Source organism: Bradyrhizobium sp. WSM2254, assembly GCF_000472645.1.
In the GTDB taxonomy this organism is placed as follows: Bacteria; Pseudomonadota; Alphaproteobacteria; order Rhizobiales; family Xanthobacteraceae; genus Bradyrhizobium; species Bradyrhizobium niftali.
In genome coordinates this window covers 213,709-226,089 of sequence record NZ_AXAB01000002.1, presented here as the reverse complement: position 1 = coordinate 226,089, position 12,381 = coordinate 213,709, and the positions used below count along the sequence as shown (strand labels likewise).

19 protein-coding genes and 1 tRNA gene are annotated in these 12,381 nt (G+C 60.7%); 8 read left to right on the top strand and 12 right to left on the bottom strand.

What is annotated here, in order from left to right; translation table 11 throughout:
- Nucleotide 1 precedes the first annotated feature (1 nt).
- Nucleotides 2-196, bottom strand: coding sequence for a hypothetical protein (locus A3M7_RS0103615; RefSeq protein ID WP_027542692.1), 195 nt, complete (start codon nt 194-196; stop codon nt 2-4).
- A 1,224-nt stretch (nt 197-1,420) separates the two neighbouring features.
- Between A3M7_RS0103615 and A3M7_RS0103610 the strand changes: the two genes are divergently transcribed.
- The gene (locus A3M7_RS0103610) at nt 1,421-1,582 is read left to right on the top strand and encodes a hypothetical protein (RefSeq protein WP_049823190.1); all 162 of its coding nucleotides are present in this window, start codon (nt 1,421-1,423) and stop codon (nt 1,580-1,582) included.
- Between the two features lie 195 nt (nt 1,583-1,777).
- Nucleotides 1,778-3,208 (top strand): hypothetical protein, encoded by a 1,431-nt coding sequence (locus A3M7_RS0103605; RefSeq protein WP_049823189.1) that lies wholly within the window; start codon nt 1,778-1,780, stop codon nt 3,206-3,208.
- A gap of 105 nt (nt 3,209-3,313) precedes the next feature.
- On the opposite strand, the gene A3M7_RS0103600 is transcribed toward A3M7_RS0103605, so the two are convergent.
- The 4 genes from A3M7_RS0103600 to A3M7_RS0103585 all read right to left on the bottom strand — a co-directional run bounded on the left by A3M7_RS0103600 (nt 3,314) and on the right by A3M7_RS0103585 (nt 5,713).
- A tRNA-Pro gene (locus tag A3M7_RS0103600) sits at nt 3,314-3,390 on the bottom strand.
- Between the two features lie 96 nt (nt 3,391-3,486).
- Nucleotides 3,487-3,972, bottom strand: coding sequence for a DUF192 domain-containing protein (locus A3M7_RS0103595; RefSeq protein WP_027542690.1), 486 nt, complete (start codon nt 3,970-3,972; stop codon nt 3,487-3,489).
- Between the two features lie 124 nt (nt 3,973-4,096).
- A complete protein-coding gene (locus tag A3M7_RS0103590) occupies nt 4,097-4,756 on the bottom strand; it encodes a cold-shock protein (RefSeq protein ID WP_027542689.1) in 660 nt (219 codons plus the stop codon).
- Between the two features lie 198 nt (nt 4,757-4,954).
- Nucleotides 4,955-5,713, bottom strand: coding sequence for an NAD-dependent protein deacetylase (locus A3M7_RS0103585; RefSeq protein WP_027542688.1), 759 nt, complete (start codon nt 5,711-5,713; stop codon nt 4,955-4,957).
- Nucleotides 5,714-6,017: 304 nt separating this feature from the next.
- Here A3M7_RS0103585 and A3M7_RS49480 point away from each other — a divergent pair, with 304 nt between their 5' ends.
- A complete protein-coding gene (locus A3M7_RS49480) occupies nt 6,018-6,182 on the top strand; it encodes a hypothetical protein (RefSeq protein WP_164933808.1) in 165 nt (54 codons plus the stop codon).
- Between the two features lie 68 nt (nt 6,183-6,250).
- Here A3M7_RS49480 and A3M7_RS0103575 read toward each other — a convergent pair whose 3' ends face one another.
- The gene (locus A3M7_RS0103575; RefSeq protein WP_027542687.1) at nt 6,251-6,535 is read right to left on the bottom strand and encodes a hypothetical protein; all 285 of its coding nucleotides are present in this window, start codon (nt 6,533-6,535) and stop codon (nt 6,251-6,253) included.
- A 278-nt stretch (nt 6,536-6,813) separates the two neighbouring features.
- Between A3M7_RS0103575 and A3M7_RS0103570 the strand changes: the two genes are divergently transcribed.
- Together A3M7_RS0103570 and A3M7_RS51000 are read left to right on the top strand one after the other, a co-directional pair.
- The gene (locus A3M7_RS0103570; protein WP_027542686.1) at nt 6,814-7,044 is read left to right on the top strand and encodes a hypothetical protein; all 231 of its coding nucleotides are present in this window, start codon (nt 6,814-6,816) and stop codon (nt 7,042-7,044) included.
- Between the two features lie 103 nt (nt 7,045-7,147).
- Entirely contained in the window at nt 7,148-7,273 is a 126-nt protein-coding gene (locus A3M7_RS51000; RefSeq protein WP_256374845.1) for a hypothetical protein, read from the top strand.
- Here A3M7_RS51000 and A3M7_RS0103560 read toward each other — a convergent pair.
- The 5 genes from A3M7_RS0103560 to A3M7_RS0103535 all read right to left on the bottom strand — a co-directional run bounded on the left by A3M7_RS0103560 (nt 7,270) and on the right by A3M7_RS0103535 (nt 9,690).
- Nucleotides 7,270-7,467, bottom strand: a complete 198-nt coding sequence (locus A3M7_RS0103560; RefSeq protein ID WP_027542685.1) for a hypothetical protein — start codon at nt 7,465-7,467, stop codon at nt 7,270-7,272. The two genes, A3M7_RS51000 and A3M7_RS0103560, sit on opposite strands and share 4 nt — an antisense overlap.
- 775 nt (nt 7,468-8,242) lie before the next feature.
- Nucleotides 8,243-8,380, bottom strand: coding sequence for a hypothetical protein (locus tag A3M7_RS49475; RefSeq protein ID WP_167770612.1), 138 nt, complete (start codon nt 8,378-8,380; stop codon nt 8,243-8,245).
- Nucleotides 8,381-8,582: 202 nt separating this feature from the next.
- Nucleotides 8,583-8,753, bottom strand: coding sequence for a hypothetical protein (locus tag A3M7_RS49470; RefSeq protein ID WP_198033690.1), 171 nt, complete (start codon nt 8,751-8,753; stop codon nt 8,583-8,585).
- A gap of 193 nt (nt 8,754-8,946) precedes the next feature.
- Nucleotides 8,947-9,243 (bottom strand): HU family DNA-binding protein, encoded by a 297-nt coding sequence (locus tag A3M7_RS0103540; protein WP_027542683.1) that lies wholly within the window; start codon nt 9,241-9,243, stop codon nt 8,947-8,949.
- A gap of 216 nt (nt 9,244-9,459) precedes the next feature.
- A complete protein-coding gene (locus tag A3M7_RS0103535) occupies nt 9,460-9,690 on the bottom strand; it encodes a hypothetical protein (protein WP_027542682.1) in 231 nt (76 codons plus the stop codon).
- A gap of 80 nt (nt 9,691-9,770) precedes the next feature.
- On the opposite strand from A3M7_RS0103535, the gene A3M7_RS0103530 reads away from it, so the two are divergent.
- From A3M7_RS0103530 to A3M7_RS0103520, 3 genes are all read left to right on the top strand, one after another.
- The gene (locus tag A3M7_RS0103530) at nt 9,771-9,956 is read left to right on the top strand and encodes a hypothetical protein (protein WP_027542681.1); all 186 of its coding nucleotides are present in this window, start codon (nt 9,771-9,773) and stop codon (nt 9,954-9,956) included.
- A gap of 146 nt (nt 9,957-10,102) precedes the next feature.
- Nucleotides 10,103-10,405: a hypothetical protein gene (locus tag A3M7_RS0103525; RefSeq protein WP_027542680.1), complete on the top strand. Its 303-nt coding sequence runs from the start codon at nt 10,103-10,105 to the stop codon at nt 10,403-10,405.
- Nucleotides 10,406-10,664: 259 nt separating this feature from the next.
- A complete protein-coding gene (locus A3M7_RS0103520) occupies nt 10,665-11,159 on the top strand; it encodes a hypothetical protein (RefSeq protein WP_027542679.1) in 495 nt (164 codons plus the stop codon).
- Nucleotides 11,160-11,525: 366 nt separating this feature from the next.
- Here the strand turns inward: A3M7_RS0103520 and A3M7_RS0103515 are convergent, their stop codons facing one another.
- Entirely contained in the window at nt 11,526-12,113 is a 588-nt protein-coding gene (locus tag A3M7_RS0103515) for a hypothetical protein (protein ID WP_027542678.1), read from the bottom strand.
- Between the last annotated feature and the right edge of the window lie 268 nt (nt 12,114-12,381).

The following is a 12,381-nucleotide window of genomic DNA, read 5'->3' as shown; positions in this document are numbered from 1 at the left end:
CTCAGGCCGCCTCTTCGCCGTCGAACTCGGTGAATTTCCTGTAGATCCAGTCGCGGCCGTCGTGCCGGCGCCAGACCTTGCCATAAACGAGCTGCCCATTGATCGAGCGGCGCGGCACGATCACGGTCCAGAGGTGCCAGATTTCGGTCCAGCTCGACTGCGGACTGACGGTTTTGAAGTTGCGATCGAAAGGCATAACGCAGAACTCACAGGATACGCGCGCCGCGACGAACTGTGATCTTGTGTGAGCACGGATTCCAGGCAGCCCATCGCGAGCCGGCACCAATCTGATAACAGTCGCCAAAGTGGCCGCAACAACTGCTCGCCCTTAACCTAACCCATCAACCTTACCTGTCGCGGACCGGTGGCCGGACTGGTTGAAAGCCGGCGCCGTTTTTTCTACAATGCAAGCGTGATTTCAGAACAGGCGCGCCGTTTTCGGGACGCGCGATGAATTTGAACTGACGTCGCGTTTTTTTGAGAACCTGGACTTTTTGAAAAAGACTTACTGGGACGACGACAATGAAATTGCAGTGTGCATGTCTGCGCTTGGCGGTGAGATCGACGCCGCCCGTCCCGGCCGTCAGGACGTCAGCTCATGAGCCGCCAAAGGCCGCCAACGACAACCAGACGGTCTGGCCGTTCGTGCCGTTTCCGTCCGGTTGGCACGCGTCGAGCTGATTGGCCAGTTCTGAAGAACGTGACACCTGAAAAGCGCAACGCCGCGCAAGCGGAAAATCTTCGCTTGGCGGCGTCCGTTAGGTATTGGGCGCTGAAATCCCCAACATCCATATGTCTGTTGCGACAGCCAAAGGTTCGATGAATCTTTGGTAATTGTGCGCTGGCCCGCCCGCGCCAATGCCTTGAAAAATCGCGCGGAAGTCGGGCTGCGCAGGGAACGAGTGCCAAGGCTTCAGGCCGGGGTCAGGCGCGAGCTGAGCAAGCATTTCAGCGCATACGCTGCGCGGCCCGCTGCGGCGATCGAGCCCAGCTAGACGGCGGCGCTGGCGCTGGACGTGCTGTCGGATGCGCGCGTGGCATTGGCACCGAGCGATCCTTGCGCGTTCACGGGCGTCTCGACCTCGGTCGTGCCGTCGGAATAGGTGGTCGTGGTGGCGCAGCGCGGTTGCGCGCCCTATCCGCTCCTTCAACGCGCTGGGCCTGCAAAGCAGGCGCCGGCAGCGTGAGAAAGTTCGATCCGGCACGCATTTTCCGCGCCGGACGGCAGCAACCAATTGCCGCACGGCGCGTTGCAGCTTTTGCCCATCCGTCCGGGGCACCGGCGCGCGCCAACGATCGGCGCGCGTGCCGTGGATGGAAGGTGATCTCGTCTCACGTCCGTGTGAGCTGGAGCGCGATCGGTGAATTTCGACGCGCGAGACGAGACCAATGAACAACGGGCCGCAAGACAGGGGGAGCTGTGAGCCAAATCGATACGACCGAGAAACTCCCGGAGGCGCCGGAGCCCGAAAGCTCGCTGTTCGCAATGTGCGGACTTGGCGTCGCGGGGATCGTCATGCTGGGCTGGATCGGCGCCCTCGCCTGGATCGCCTGGCGCCTGGCCGATTGGCTATTGTTCTGATCCGCCGCTGTGGCCCCACAGAAACTGCCGTGTCATGTTTCTGCCGCCGGCCAAATCTGCCAGTTCCCGTATGAGCGTCACGGCGGAAACCTTCATAAGGAACGCCATGGAATGCCGCTTGCGTCCCGCGGGAGTTAGTCTATCGATTGCCGCCGATTCTTGATAAATTCCTTCTATGACTCGTTGGGAAATTTAATGGGGCGGCACTACGATCGAGCTCGGTGGCTTTGGGTTCTTGCTGCCCTCCCGCCCGCGCTTTTCGTGCTCTTCTTCCTTGTGTTGACGGTCCTTGCAGATCCGCAACACGACGATTTCTGCTTTTCGTACCGATTTGTCGAGCAGGGGCTGATCTCGATCCGGGGCTTTTACGGGGAGGTCGGAGGTCGGATCGTACCCTATGGCCTCATCGACGTTCCCGCTGCCATCTCGCAAGCGACAGGCATAAGTCTGCTGTCCGCCTATTCTCTGACCATGGCAACAGGCGCAGTTGCTTTCCTCGCCGGCTGCATGGCCGCGGTCGCGCGAGCATGGCCGCGCATTCGCGGGCTGCCATCGATTTTCCTTGGTCTCGTTTTCGCCGCTGCGGTGCTGGGTGCTTCGACGAGCGTACGTGATCTGCTCTACTGGCTGCCCGGCGTGGCCTGCTACGTGCCCCCCGGGATCGTTTGCATCCTGATTTTGGCTGAATGCCTTCGGGCCCTCGACAGCAAGATGGAGTTTTCGTCCGCTGCGATCGTTTGCATGGCGGCCGGCGGCTTCGTTGCAGCTCTGTGCAACGAGTTTACCGGCATATGGCTCGTCGCGATTCTCGTGGGCTCAACCGTCGCGCGTCGCATGCTTGACCAGAAGATGCAGATCGGTGCTCACGCACTGATCGCAATTGCCATCACGGCCGGCTGGGTGGTCGTTGCTGCAGCCAACGGCAACACCGCACGTATGGCGCAGTTCGCCGACAGGGGCCATATCGGGCATTCGCTCCTCGAGGCGCTGCGTTTCGGGATGGTGCAATTCGGACAATTCCTGCGCGAACCCGCGGTGATCGCATGGCTGGTCGCCGTCGCCGCCTTGACGTACGCAATCCCTGATCGGTCCGAGGCCGCTCATCCCCGCGCGCGCTTCCTGGCGCCCGGCATCATCGTTCTCTGTCTGGCCTGTTGCTACTTCGAATACTTCGTACACTATTATTCGACGGGGATTCGGCTGGTTGAACGGGCGCAAAACCAAGCGCTGATCCTGCTTCTTTTCGGCTCCGGCCTGTCTGCTTCCTTACTGGTCCGAACCTACCGGAGTTCGCTGGAGCGGATGATTGCGCAGAGCGCGACCATTTCGTCGCTCAGCTCGGGACGCCTTCCCGTCGCCTTGGCTTTTCTTGTCGCAGCATTGCTCCTGCTTAGCAAAACGGCGTTCCTGGTCTACGCGGAAGGATCGAGCCTGTATCCGTACTGGCGGGAGACAGTCGCGCGGCACCGGCTTCTTACGACCACCAGCGCTTCGGTCGTGACAGTGCCGAAGCATCGGTGGACGCCGTCTCTGCTGCTGAGTGCCGACGTGATGGTGAATACGGGATGCATCGCCAGATATTTTGGCAAAACCGAGCTGATCGTCGTTGAGCCCCCTGCAGATTGAAGACTGCCCAATCCGCCGGCGACGATGACGGAACAGCGTAAGAACCGCGTGTCAGAATCACGTCAGAACCGCAGGGGAAAAGTTTAGGAGATTCAACGTCGGGACTGGTCGGGGCAGCTGGATTCGAACCAACGACCTGCAGTACCCAAAACTGCCGCGCTACCAGGCTGCGCTATACCCCGAATGTCCGGCGAGCCCTGTCGATACACGCTTCCCAAGGCGCCAGCAAGCGTCCTAAGAGGCGCCAGCAAGGCTGGCAAGGCCCTCAACGGATGGCTCTATTTGCTGCCGAACAACGGGTGGCCGACGCGGTCGCCGGGGCGGATGCCGTATTTCTGCGCCGTTCCCGCCACCACCTCCAGAACCGCCCGCGCCGGGCCCTTGGACGAGATGATCTTGGTCGACAACGGCTCGGTATTCTCGGCAATGCGCAGGATGCGGCCGTCGGCGCGGATGAAGATCATGTCGAGCGAGACATAGGTATTCTTCATCCACATCGACACTTCCTGCTCGGGATTGAAGTCGAACAGCATGCCTTTGCCGTCGGCCAGCTCCTTGCGGTACATCAGGCCGGTCTGCTTCTCCTCCTCGGTCGTTGCCACCTCTACCGAGAACACCTGCACGCCGCCCTTGGTGACGATCTCGAGTGGCTGGAAGCTCGCGGCGCGGACGGATCCACCCGCCACGACAACGCCGGCGACGACCAGGATGGCGGCAAGCCAGCCCTTCGCAACGGACCAGACAGCCTTTCGATCAGATTTCATGGGATGGCACTCAGGGCGTGGGAATGGAACAGTCCTACGCGGCGACCGCCCGAAAAGCCAGAGGCGCGCCGGTCAGCCGGCGCGCCTCTGCTCACGATTGCGGGAATTGACGACCCTGCCGATGCTAGTGCGATTGCAGTCCAGGCGATCCGGTCTCGGGATGGATCTCGGCCGCCATCATGCCCTTGGAGCCGGGCCCGAAGCGAACCAGCACATATTGGCCGGGGCGCAATTCGGTCATGCCGAAGCGGCGCAGCGTCTCCATGTGCACGAAGATGTCGGGCGTGCCCTCGCCGCAGGTCAGGAAGCCGAAGCCGCGCAGCCGGTTGAACCATTTGACCTGGGCCCGCTCCAGCCCGCTGGTCGGGGTGACCGTGACGTGGGTGCGCGGCGGCAGCATCTGCGCCGGATGGATCGCCGTCGACTCGTCCATCGAGACGACGCGGAACGCCTGGTAGCCCTTGGCGCGCTGGATGCACTCGACGACGATGCGGGCGCCCTCATAGGCGGTCTGGAAGCCGTCGCGCCTGAGCACGGTCACGTGCAGCAGCACGTCCGGCCAGCCATTGTCGGGAACGATGAAGCCGTAGCCCTTGGAAGCGTCGAACCATTTGATGACGCCGTGGACTTCGACGAGATTGGCGCTGGCTTCGCCAAGGCCGGTGAACGGGCTGAGCCCGCTCTCGCGGCCGCTGCCGTGCTCGCCCGGCGTCATGCGCCCCGGCGAAGTGCCCTGTCCGGGAACTCCAAGCTTCTTGGACTCAAATCCGTCCGACGACCCCATAACCCCGGACCCCACACTGCCATGCAACCCGCCACATTGGCGGCGCTCGAATCACGCGTCTTAAGAGAATGTTCTCAATTCGACGCGACGCGAATCTTTCGACTCAAAAGATAACACTCCCGGTTGCGACGCATAGACAAAAAAGAGATTCGCCGGAACCTATGAACAGCTTGCACAGCGGCGAATCAAACTAACGCCTCAATTGCCGACAAAGGGTCCGAGCGTTTCGCCGATGTCGTGGCGGATGACGAGGTCGGCGATGTCGTCCTGCTCGGTCGGCTCGCGATTGATGATCACCAAACGTGCACCCGCGTTCTTCGCCATCATCGGAAAGCCAGCCGCCGGCCACACCACGAGCGAGGAACCGATTGCGATGAAGAGGTCGCAGGCGCGCGACAGCGTGGTTGCGCGCTGCATCTCCTCCTCCGGCATCATCTGGCCGAACGAGATCGTGGCGGTCTTCACCGGCTCGTCGCACACGGTGCAGTTGGGGGCGCCATCCTCAATGAAACGGCGCTTCACCCAGTCGAGCTGATAGGCCTGCCCGCATCCGATACATCGCGCATAAGTAGTATTTCCGTGCAGTTCAATCACGTGCTCGCCGGCGAAGCCCGAGGCCTGGTGCAGATTGTCGATGTTCTGGGTGATGACCGCGGGGACCTTACCGGCGCGGTAGAGCGAAGCGAGCGCGCGATGGCCGCGGCCGGGCCGTGCCGCCGCAAAGGTCTCCTCCATCGCGAAGCGTCGGCGCCAGGATTCGTCACGCGCGTCCCGGCTCGCGACGAACTCGCCGAACTCTATCGGACGATAGCGCGTCCAAATTCCGCCCGGCGAGCGGAAGTCGGGGATGCCGCATTCGGTCGAGATGCCGGCACCGGTGAACGGTACGATGGTCTTCGCCTCGGCGATCATGTCGCCGAGACGTTCGACGCCGCTGCGAAGATCCGATGCAATCACTCGCACGCCTCCCGCTTTGGTCCTGCGCTAGCTGCAAGATGCGCAAGCGGCAAGATTGTTGACGCTGTTATCAACCGCGAACGCAACGCGCTCGGCAATTTTTTCCGCCCTTCGCATATCACAATCCTGCAATGCCTCCTCCCCATTGACGCCCCAATCAGAAGCGCCAATGCATGTATTGATGCGACTCAAGGCGAGGTGCGGCGGCAGCGCTTGAGCACACACGTAAACATAGCCCAGTAGGCACAAGCCCAATAAACGCAACCCAAGTAACATCGTCCAAGTGCGAACAGAGGGGATGGACATGACCGAAGACGAACAACGCAAGATCCGTGAACGCGAAGAGATCGCCGCCCGTGTCGCCGCCTTCCGTGCCACCCAGGAGAAATTCAAGCGCGAGCGGGAAGAGTATTTCGTCTCGACGCTCGAGAACGCGCGCAAGGTCGAGCGGCCCTCGCTCTGGCCGTAGCGCTCGCCTGATCGCCACGCATGAAAAAAGCCCGGAGCATCGCTCCGGGCTTTTCACTTAGCCCACCGTTACCAGTGGCGGTAATAGTGGCGGCGATAATACGGTCCGTCGCCATAATAGGCGTACGGGCCAGGACCGTAGTAGGCCGGGCCGTCATAATAGCCGTAGCCCGGACCGTAATAGCCGTAGGGGTGGGACGCAGCGATCGCGCCCGCGGTGATCGCGCCGGCGGCTAGACCGAATGCGAGGCCCGGACCGATGCCGCGACCGCGCGCCTCGGCAGGCGCAGGCGCCGCCACCGCGGTCACGCCGACGGCTGCGACGGTGGCCAGAACTGCCAGTGTCTTCTTCATGAGTTCCTCCTTCGCGTCCAGGGGAGACAACGCTGGGGACGTTTGATGGTTGCGCGCGGCGCGGAACCGAAGCCCGTCAAAAAATGTCGATGCGAGCGGAACGAAATTCGCCGCATGGCAGTTGGACTTGCAAGTGCGAGCCTCCGCTATCCGGTGAAGGCCAGCACGAAAGCCCCGTCAGTATCCTCCGCGATGCTGGCGGGGTTTTTAGTTCCACGGGAGCAAATGGCAGCAAGGAATAACAACTGCCAACGGGGCGGAGCGCCGAGGAGGAAAGATTGCCGATATCCGCTTTGCTGGCTCGTATCCGCCGACTTGTTCCCAGATCCGGCGATCAGCATTACGACGAGATCGTCCGCAATTTCGGTGTCGGCACCCTGCGCCCGCCGCCGACGCCGATGAGCGACGGCGAACTGGCGCGGGCCATCGCCGAGTTCCTCAGGGAACAGCCCTCCTCCGAGTCCGTCGCGACCCTCGGCCGGCGGCTCGACCCCTCCTCCCGGCTCTAGGGCGCACTTCCTTTTGGCTTTTCGGCGGATCTTTTTTCCGCGAGCCGGGAACAAAGCGCCGCGTATGCAAGTTGAGGTTGTCTTCACGCAAGTGAGGTCCGACATGCCCGTGTGGCTCGAAGTCTTGCTCAACCTGTCAGGCTATGCCGGCTTCGTCGCGCTCGCGAGCCGCGGCACTGCGTGCCCGCGCGCGAGCGCCGACGACCGGATCTGCGGTGACGAACGCTAATTGGTGTGCGGCGCCTGGCCTGCCGTGCGCACCAGCCGGTCGGCCTTGACCGCGACGCGCGTGTCCTCGAGCTGCGGTCGCAGCGAAAAACTGATCACCACGAATGCGAGGCAGAACAGCGTGCCGACGATGGCAACGCGCCGGTAGGTATGCCGGTCGCCTTGATAAAAGGACGGCTCTGAAAATGGTGTCATGGCAAAATGGCTTCTTGGCAAAGTCGCTTCTTGTCCTTGCCAGACACCTACTCCAATCCGCGGCAAGCGCAACGCGATTGGGCTTTTAACCTAACCGAATAGGGTTATCGCTTCCCGCGCAAGCTTTCGTTAGGAGTTGGCGCGGCGCGGTTTGAACCTTGCCGCTTCAGCCGTTGCGCGAACGCCAAGGCCGGCCCGCCATCCGCCGACCGGCTTTGTTCCAGCTTCGCCTGCATTTCGTTCTCGAAGAACGAATCGGAATCGAAGAAATCGGCGCGGAGCAACTCTTAACAAGCGGTGTGGATATTCCCGTCATGTCGCCTCACCGAAATCGATCGCACCGATAGCTTGCCGCTGCGCGGCCTTGCGTATGACCTTGCGTGCCTGTCGGACCAGAACACTGCTGCGATCCCGACGAACCTCCCGATCAGCCGGCACGCGTCCATGTCGCTCTCCCGTCGCCAATGTCCTGCGCGGGAGACGAGAGCGGCACTGTGCGACACCTCACGTTGTCTCGTTCTGACACGCGCGTTCGCATCGATGTCGAGGAGCGCAACTTGTTCTGCATCCGACTCCATTTCGTTCTCGAAGAACGAATCGGAGTCGAGAAAATCAGCGCGGAGCGATTCCTAACGATCGATGAAGCGGCGCGCCGCCGCGCCTTCGGCGGCAGAAATCTTCGCCGGCAGACATCTTGGGCGCCGAAATTTCTCGACCACCGCAAACACGATACGATCTCGCGCTCCATCGCGGCCGACGTCCGGCCGAAGGCTCATCAAGCCGCGCGCTTCTCTTTGCTCTTCTCGGAGAAGCATTCGAGGATCTGGATGCGCAGCTCTTCTGCCGCCGGGCCCTCGACCTTCCTGAGCTGATTCCAGAGCCTGATCACTTCGCGCTGTTTTTCGACGGTCATGAGTCACCTCCCAAGAAATTCCAAAAGAGCGATTCCAAAAGATGATGGCTCATAGGAACAAAATGAGAACAAAAAGTCCAGCCCCCTCGCGCGCGATTTCCATGCACATCGTCTTGAACCTTTTGGGCGCAGCAAAGACCCATCAAGGCTGGGGATTTCAGCGCCCAGTCATACGGCAGCGCCGCCTGACGAAGATACTCCGTCACCGCGGCGCTGTTGCTTTTTGGATTTTCAACCCTAGGTTTGAGCTAAGGTTGACGGCCAGGCGCTGAAATCCCATCGCCGTCAGTTTGGAAAGCCCCGCGCGAAAGTGCGGGGTTTTCTCTATCTCGTCTTCGGAGGCTGAACCTTTTGCCAGGCTCGCGCGTCTCATTTCTGAAGCTTCCCCCAGGCTTCACCCCCATCAGAAAACCCCGCTTCCCCCAGGCGGGGTTTTCGCTTTTGCGGACGTCGCGCGGCCCAAGAGAAAAACAAAGAGAGAAAAACAAAGAGAGAAAAACAAAGAGCCCCGCTCCGACGTCATCGGAACGGGGCTCTGGGCGCAGAAGCGGTGCGCGATGGCCGGATCAGACAGCGTCCTTGGCGACCTTCAGCGGCGAGGCCTTCACCGACTTGCTCGCGGGCTTCGCCGCAAACTGCATCGGCTCCTTGGTGAAGGGATTGACGCCCATGCGGGCTTCGGTCGCCGGCTTGTTCACGACCGACATCTTCACGAAACCGGGAATGACGAACTCACCGGACTCGTTGAGCTCCTTGTAGCCGACCGTCGCCATGTACTCGATGACCGACTTCACGTCGTTCTTCGCAAGCTGCGTGCCCTCGGCAATCGCATCGATCAATTGAGTCTTGGTCATCTTCGCCATGTCAAACGTCCTTCTGAATTGGGTGCGCGCGCGCTTTGAGGGTACCGTGCCGGGCACGCGACAAAGCCGCGCAGCGCGCTTTGTATTCATGCCAGCGGTCAGGAAGTCACCGGGCTTAGAACCCATCGGGGCCGAAAACGCAAGCCGCAGTTTGACGTGAGTTCCGTCTCTTTGGGCGCGATAACAGCGCCTGTATCGACACGCGACGATTCGAATTCAGCAATGACCGTAGAGGGTTCTGCCGGTTCGCCGCGAGGCAGCATCGATGCCCGTATCACCCGAAGTCGCGGAAGCCAACGCCAGGATTCCGAACATCAGGACAACAATGCCGGCCGAGCCGACGACGACAATGGGCACGACCCTGGTACCGGAGAGGCCTGCCTGCCTTGCCCTGACGGCGGCATAGAACAGCAAGACGAACAGCAGCGGGCCGATGAACCGCAGCATTGCCTGCTCCCTGAGACGCGGAAAGATGAGTGATCCCAAGGCGGGTTCTCTTTCGAGAGCATTTGCTGCATAGTGCCGCCATGGCCAAAACAAAAGTGACGTTTAGAGCGGTCCGGATCGCCGATGGCGACTGGAAGATCCTGGCGGACTACCCCGACCACGAACAGCGCGAAATCACCGGATTCACCAGCAAGGCGGATGCCGACGACTGGATCAACGGCGATCGCAAGATCGCGTGGCTCCGTTCCCAGGGCTACGCCAAGTGACGTAGCTCTCGCGCGCAACAGCGGCGTTCACGGGCGGTCGCAAGATACCTCATCGTGAAACCTGTGGTTCAGACCGCGTTGTTGACACTTCAGTAACCCAACGCATCCAAGCTCCCCTTGGTATCGTTGCGTTGGAGTATCCCACAGTGCTGGATTTTCACGAGCTGCGTGAACTCGCGGCCGATGTTCGCGTGTTTGTTGATGTCGCCGAAGACAAGGCCGAGGCGCTCAAAGCCGTCATCGCGGCCTATGACGTCGTGTTGGCAATCTTCCCTTCCGAAGAGGGCATGGGCCTTCATGTCATCAAGGGCAAGGAGATCCTGGACACGATCGCAAGGTCGCGGACCCATGCGAGCTACAGCCACACGGCGATTGCGGTCCCTGACCTGCAGCATGCACAGGCGCTCAAATACTTGACCGCGCCTGTCGAACAGCGGATTGCGGCCTAGGACGGTGAACTCGTGTCCCGGACGCGCTGCAGCGTGCAACGCTGCTGCGCAGAGCCGGCACCCAGCAAGCCACACACTGCACAGCCGATAGATAGGCCCCGGCTCTGCAGCGCACCGCGGAAGGCGCTGCGCTGCGTCCGGGGCAAGAACGCACAGCACGACGCACTGTCGCCGCACAGCTCCCATGGCGATGACGCCCAAGCCCGACTGGCGGGATGCCTCGGCTACTGTATGGTCGGGCGTTTCTCGCGAGGGGCTGATGAAAATTGCCATTGTTATCGCCGGCTTGATCATCGTTGCCGTTGCCGCCCTCGTGGCGATCCAGCCGGGCTTTTTGAAGCCTGCCTCGCTGTCCCCAGTGAAAAAGTCTGACATCCTCGGCTTTTCCCCCGGGATGACATTCGACGAAGCAAACAAGGTCGTCACGCAACGCCGCTACCGCTGCCGCCAGCTTCGCGGGTCCTACACCCTCGAATGCGCAGTCGATGGCGCCAAGCTCACGATCGATGGCGACGACGTCGACGCCAAGCACCCCATCTGGCGCGTCCACGCGGTGCTGAGTAATCCGGGGCCGCAAGACGCCGCCGTCAAATCGATCTCCGACCAGTTCAACGCCCAGCCGACCAGGGACGCCCGAGAGGGATGGATCTGGACCGTCGGCCGCGGGCTGAAGCTGAGCTACGACGGCATCGCCTTGAAGCTCGTGGACGAGGCTGAGGAGGCCCGGCTCGGCAAAGAGGGATCAAAGCGCTAGGGACGCTGCGCTGACGTCAATTTAGTGCACTGAATTACGGTGACAGGAATTACGGTGACAGTGCATTAAATTCATTTGTCGTCGCCATGCGACTAACCCCGCGGCTTCGGTCCGCGCCTGGCGGGCAGCGTCAATTAAGTGCACTTTCACCGCAATCCCACTGTCACCGTAATCCCATCTGGCTCTGCGGGTTCACTCCACGCTACACGTCGTAATTCGCCGTAGTCTGGGGAATCCCTCGTGCTGTTCCGACAGCTTGAGCGCGCTGAAATCAGCAACCTTCAACATAGCGATACTGCTGAACGGCAGCCGATTCATTTGGGCTGCCGCTCAACGAGGAGCCGAGACATGAAGGTGCTTTAGCCTCTACTCCTTCTTGGGAGGTGCAGCTACCGCCATGTCGTATGCAGACGTGTCACCATACGAGCCGCTGGGACCTACTTCCACACCCCATACGGGTACCTTCAAACTCCCACTCAGCTTTTTGACCAGAGTGACCTTGTAGTGGCAGCCGACTGAGCCGGCACTGTTTTCGAGCGCATACGACAAGGTGGGATATTTTTGCTCTCCAAGACATCGATAAACGCCTACGCCTTCCGGAATGATGCGCTTCTTATATCCCCCGCAGACCGCATAGTTATCTGGGTGAAGGTTGAAGGTGATCCCCTCCGAGCTAGTCTCGTTCAACTCCTCTTTGCTTAAATCACCCGAAAACCCGAAATCGAAGATCGGGAATTTGAATCCCCCTCCAATCCCTCCGTTGTTGGTTCGGCTATCCTTCCATGTCACCGCCATCTTTTTATCAAGTGGCAGTTTAGCCTGTTGCAGCTTCTTACCGATTTTGCCCGCCTCGCAGCGTAGCGAGTTGATCATGATGTCGTCAGGCACGCCTTGGGCAAACGCAAAGCTCGACAAAGCCGCAGTGAAAACCGCCGAAATCAAATAAATCTTCAAAATCTACCCCCCATTCTCTGCATAGATAGCAACAATTTAGCGACGCATCTGCGAGTTGTACAGACCAGATGGGCTCCTTTGCGAGCAAATGATTCCCGCTTCAACCTCAACGCCTTCATCTCCCGCGCATCCACGTTGCGTGACAGTGCACTTAAATAGCTTAACTCATCCATCCTCTGTTGCGGGATGGCTTGTGCCCGCGCTTCGCTGGCTTGAGGACATGTCCGGTCTGGCGCTCAACGCTAGCCAGAAAGCGTCATCGCCGAGC

Excerpts from the sequence above, each read along its gene's own strand:
- A3M7_RS0103590 (WP_027542689.1), bottom strand. The coding sequence starts at position 4,756 with ATGGGGTCGTCGGACGGATTTGAGTCCAAGAAGCTTGGAGTTCCCGGA.
- A3M7_RS0103595 (WP_027542690.1), bottom strand. The coding sequence starts at position 3,972 with ATGAAATCTGATCGAAAGGCTGTCTGGTCCGTTGCGAAGGGCTGGCTT.
- A3M7_RS0103540 (WP_027542683.1), bottom strand. The coding sequence starts at position 9,243 with ATGGCGAAGATGACCAAGACTCAATTGATCGATGCGATTGCCGAGGGC.
- A3M7_RS0103605 (WP_049823189.1), top strand. The coding sequence starts at position 1,778 with ATGGGGCGGCACTACGATCGAGCTCGGTGGCTTTGGGTTCTTGCTGCC.
- A3M7_RS0103560 (WP_027542685.1), bottom strand. The coding sequence starts at position 7,467 with ATGACACCATTTTCAGAGCCGTCCTTTTATCAAGGCGACCGGCATACC.
- A3M7_RS49470 (WP_198033690.1), bottom strand. The coding sequence starts at position 8,753 with ATGAGACGCGCGAGCCTGGCAAAAGGTTCAGCCTCCGAAGACGAGATA.
- A3M7_RS0103520 (WP_027542679.1), top strand. The coding sequence starts at position 10,665 with ATGAAAATTGCCATTGTTATCGCCGGCTTGATCATCGTTGCCGTTGCC.
- A3M7_RS49475 (WP_167770612.1), bottom strand. The coding sequence starts at position 8,380 with ATGACCGTCGAAAAACAGCGCGAAGTGATCAGGCTCTGGAATCAGCTC.
- A3M7_RS49480 (WP_164933808.1), top strand. The coding sequence starts at position 6,018 with ATGACCGAAGACGAACAACGCAAGATCCGTGAACGCGAAGAGATCGCC.
- A3M7_RS0103615 (WP_027542692.1), bottom strand. The coding sequence starts at position 196 with ATGCCTTTCGATCGCAACTTCAAAACCGTCAGTCCGCAGTCGAGCTGG.
- A3M7_RS51000 (WP_256374845.1), top strand. The coding sequence starts at position 7,148 with ATGCCCGTGTGGCTCGAAGTCTTGCTCAACCTGTCAGGCTATGCCGGC.
- A3M7_RS0103575 (WP_027542687.1), bottom strand. The coding sequence starts at position 6,535 with ATGAAGAAGACACTGGCAGTTCTGGCCACCGTCGCAGCCGTCGGCGTG.
- A3M7_RS0103535 (WP_027542682.1), bottom strand. The coding sequence starts at position 9,690 with ATGCTGCGGTTCATCGGCCCGCTGCTGTTCGTCTTGCTGTTCTATGCC.
- A3M7_RS0103530 (WP_027542681.1), top strand. The coding sequence starts at position 9,771 with ATGGCCAAAACAAAAGTGACGTTTAGAGCGGTCCGGATCGCCGATGGC.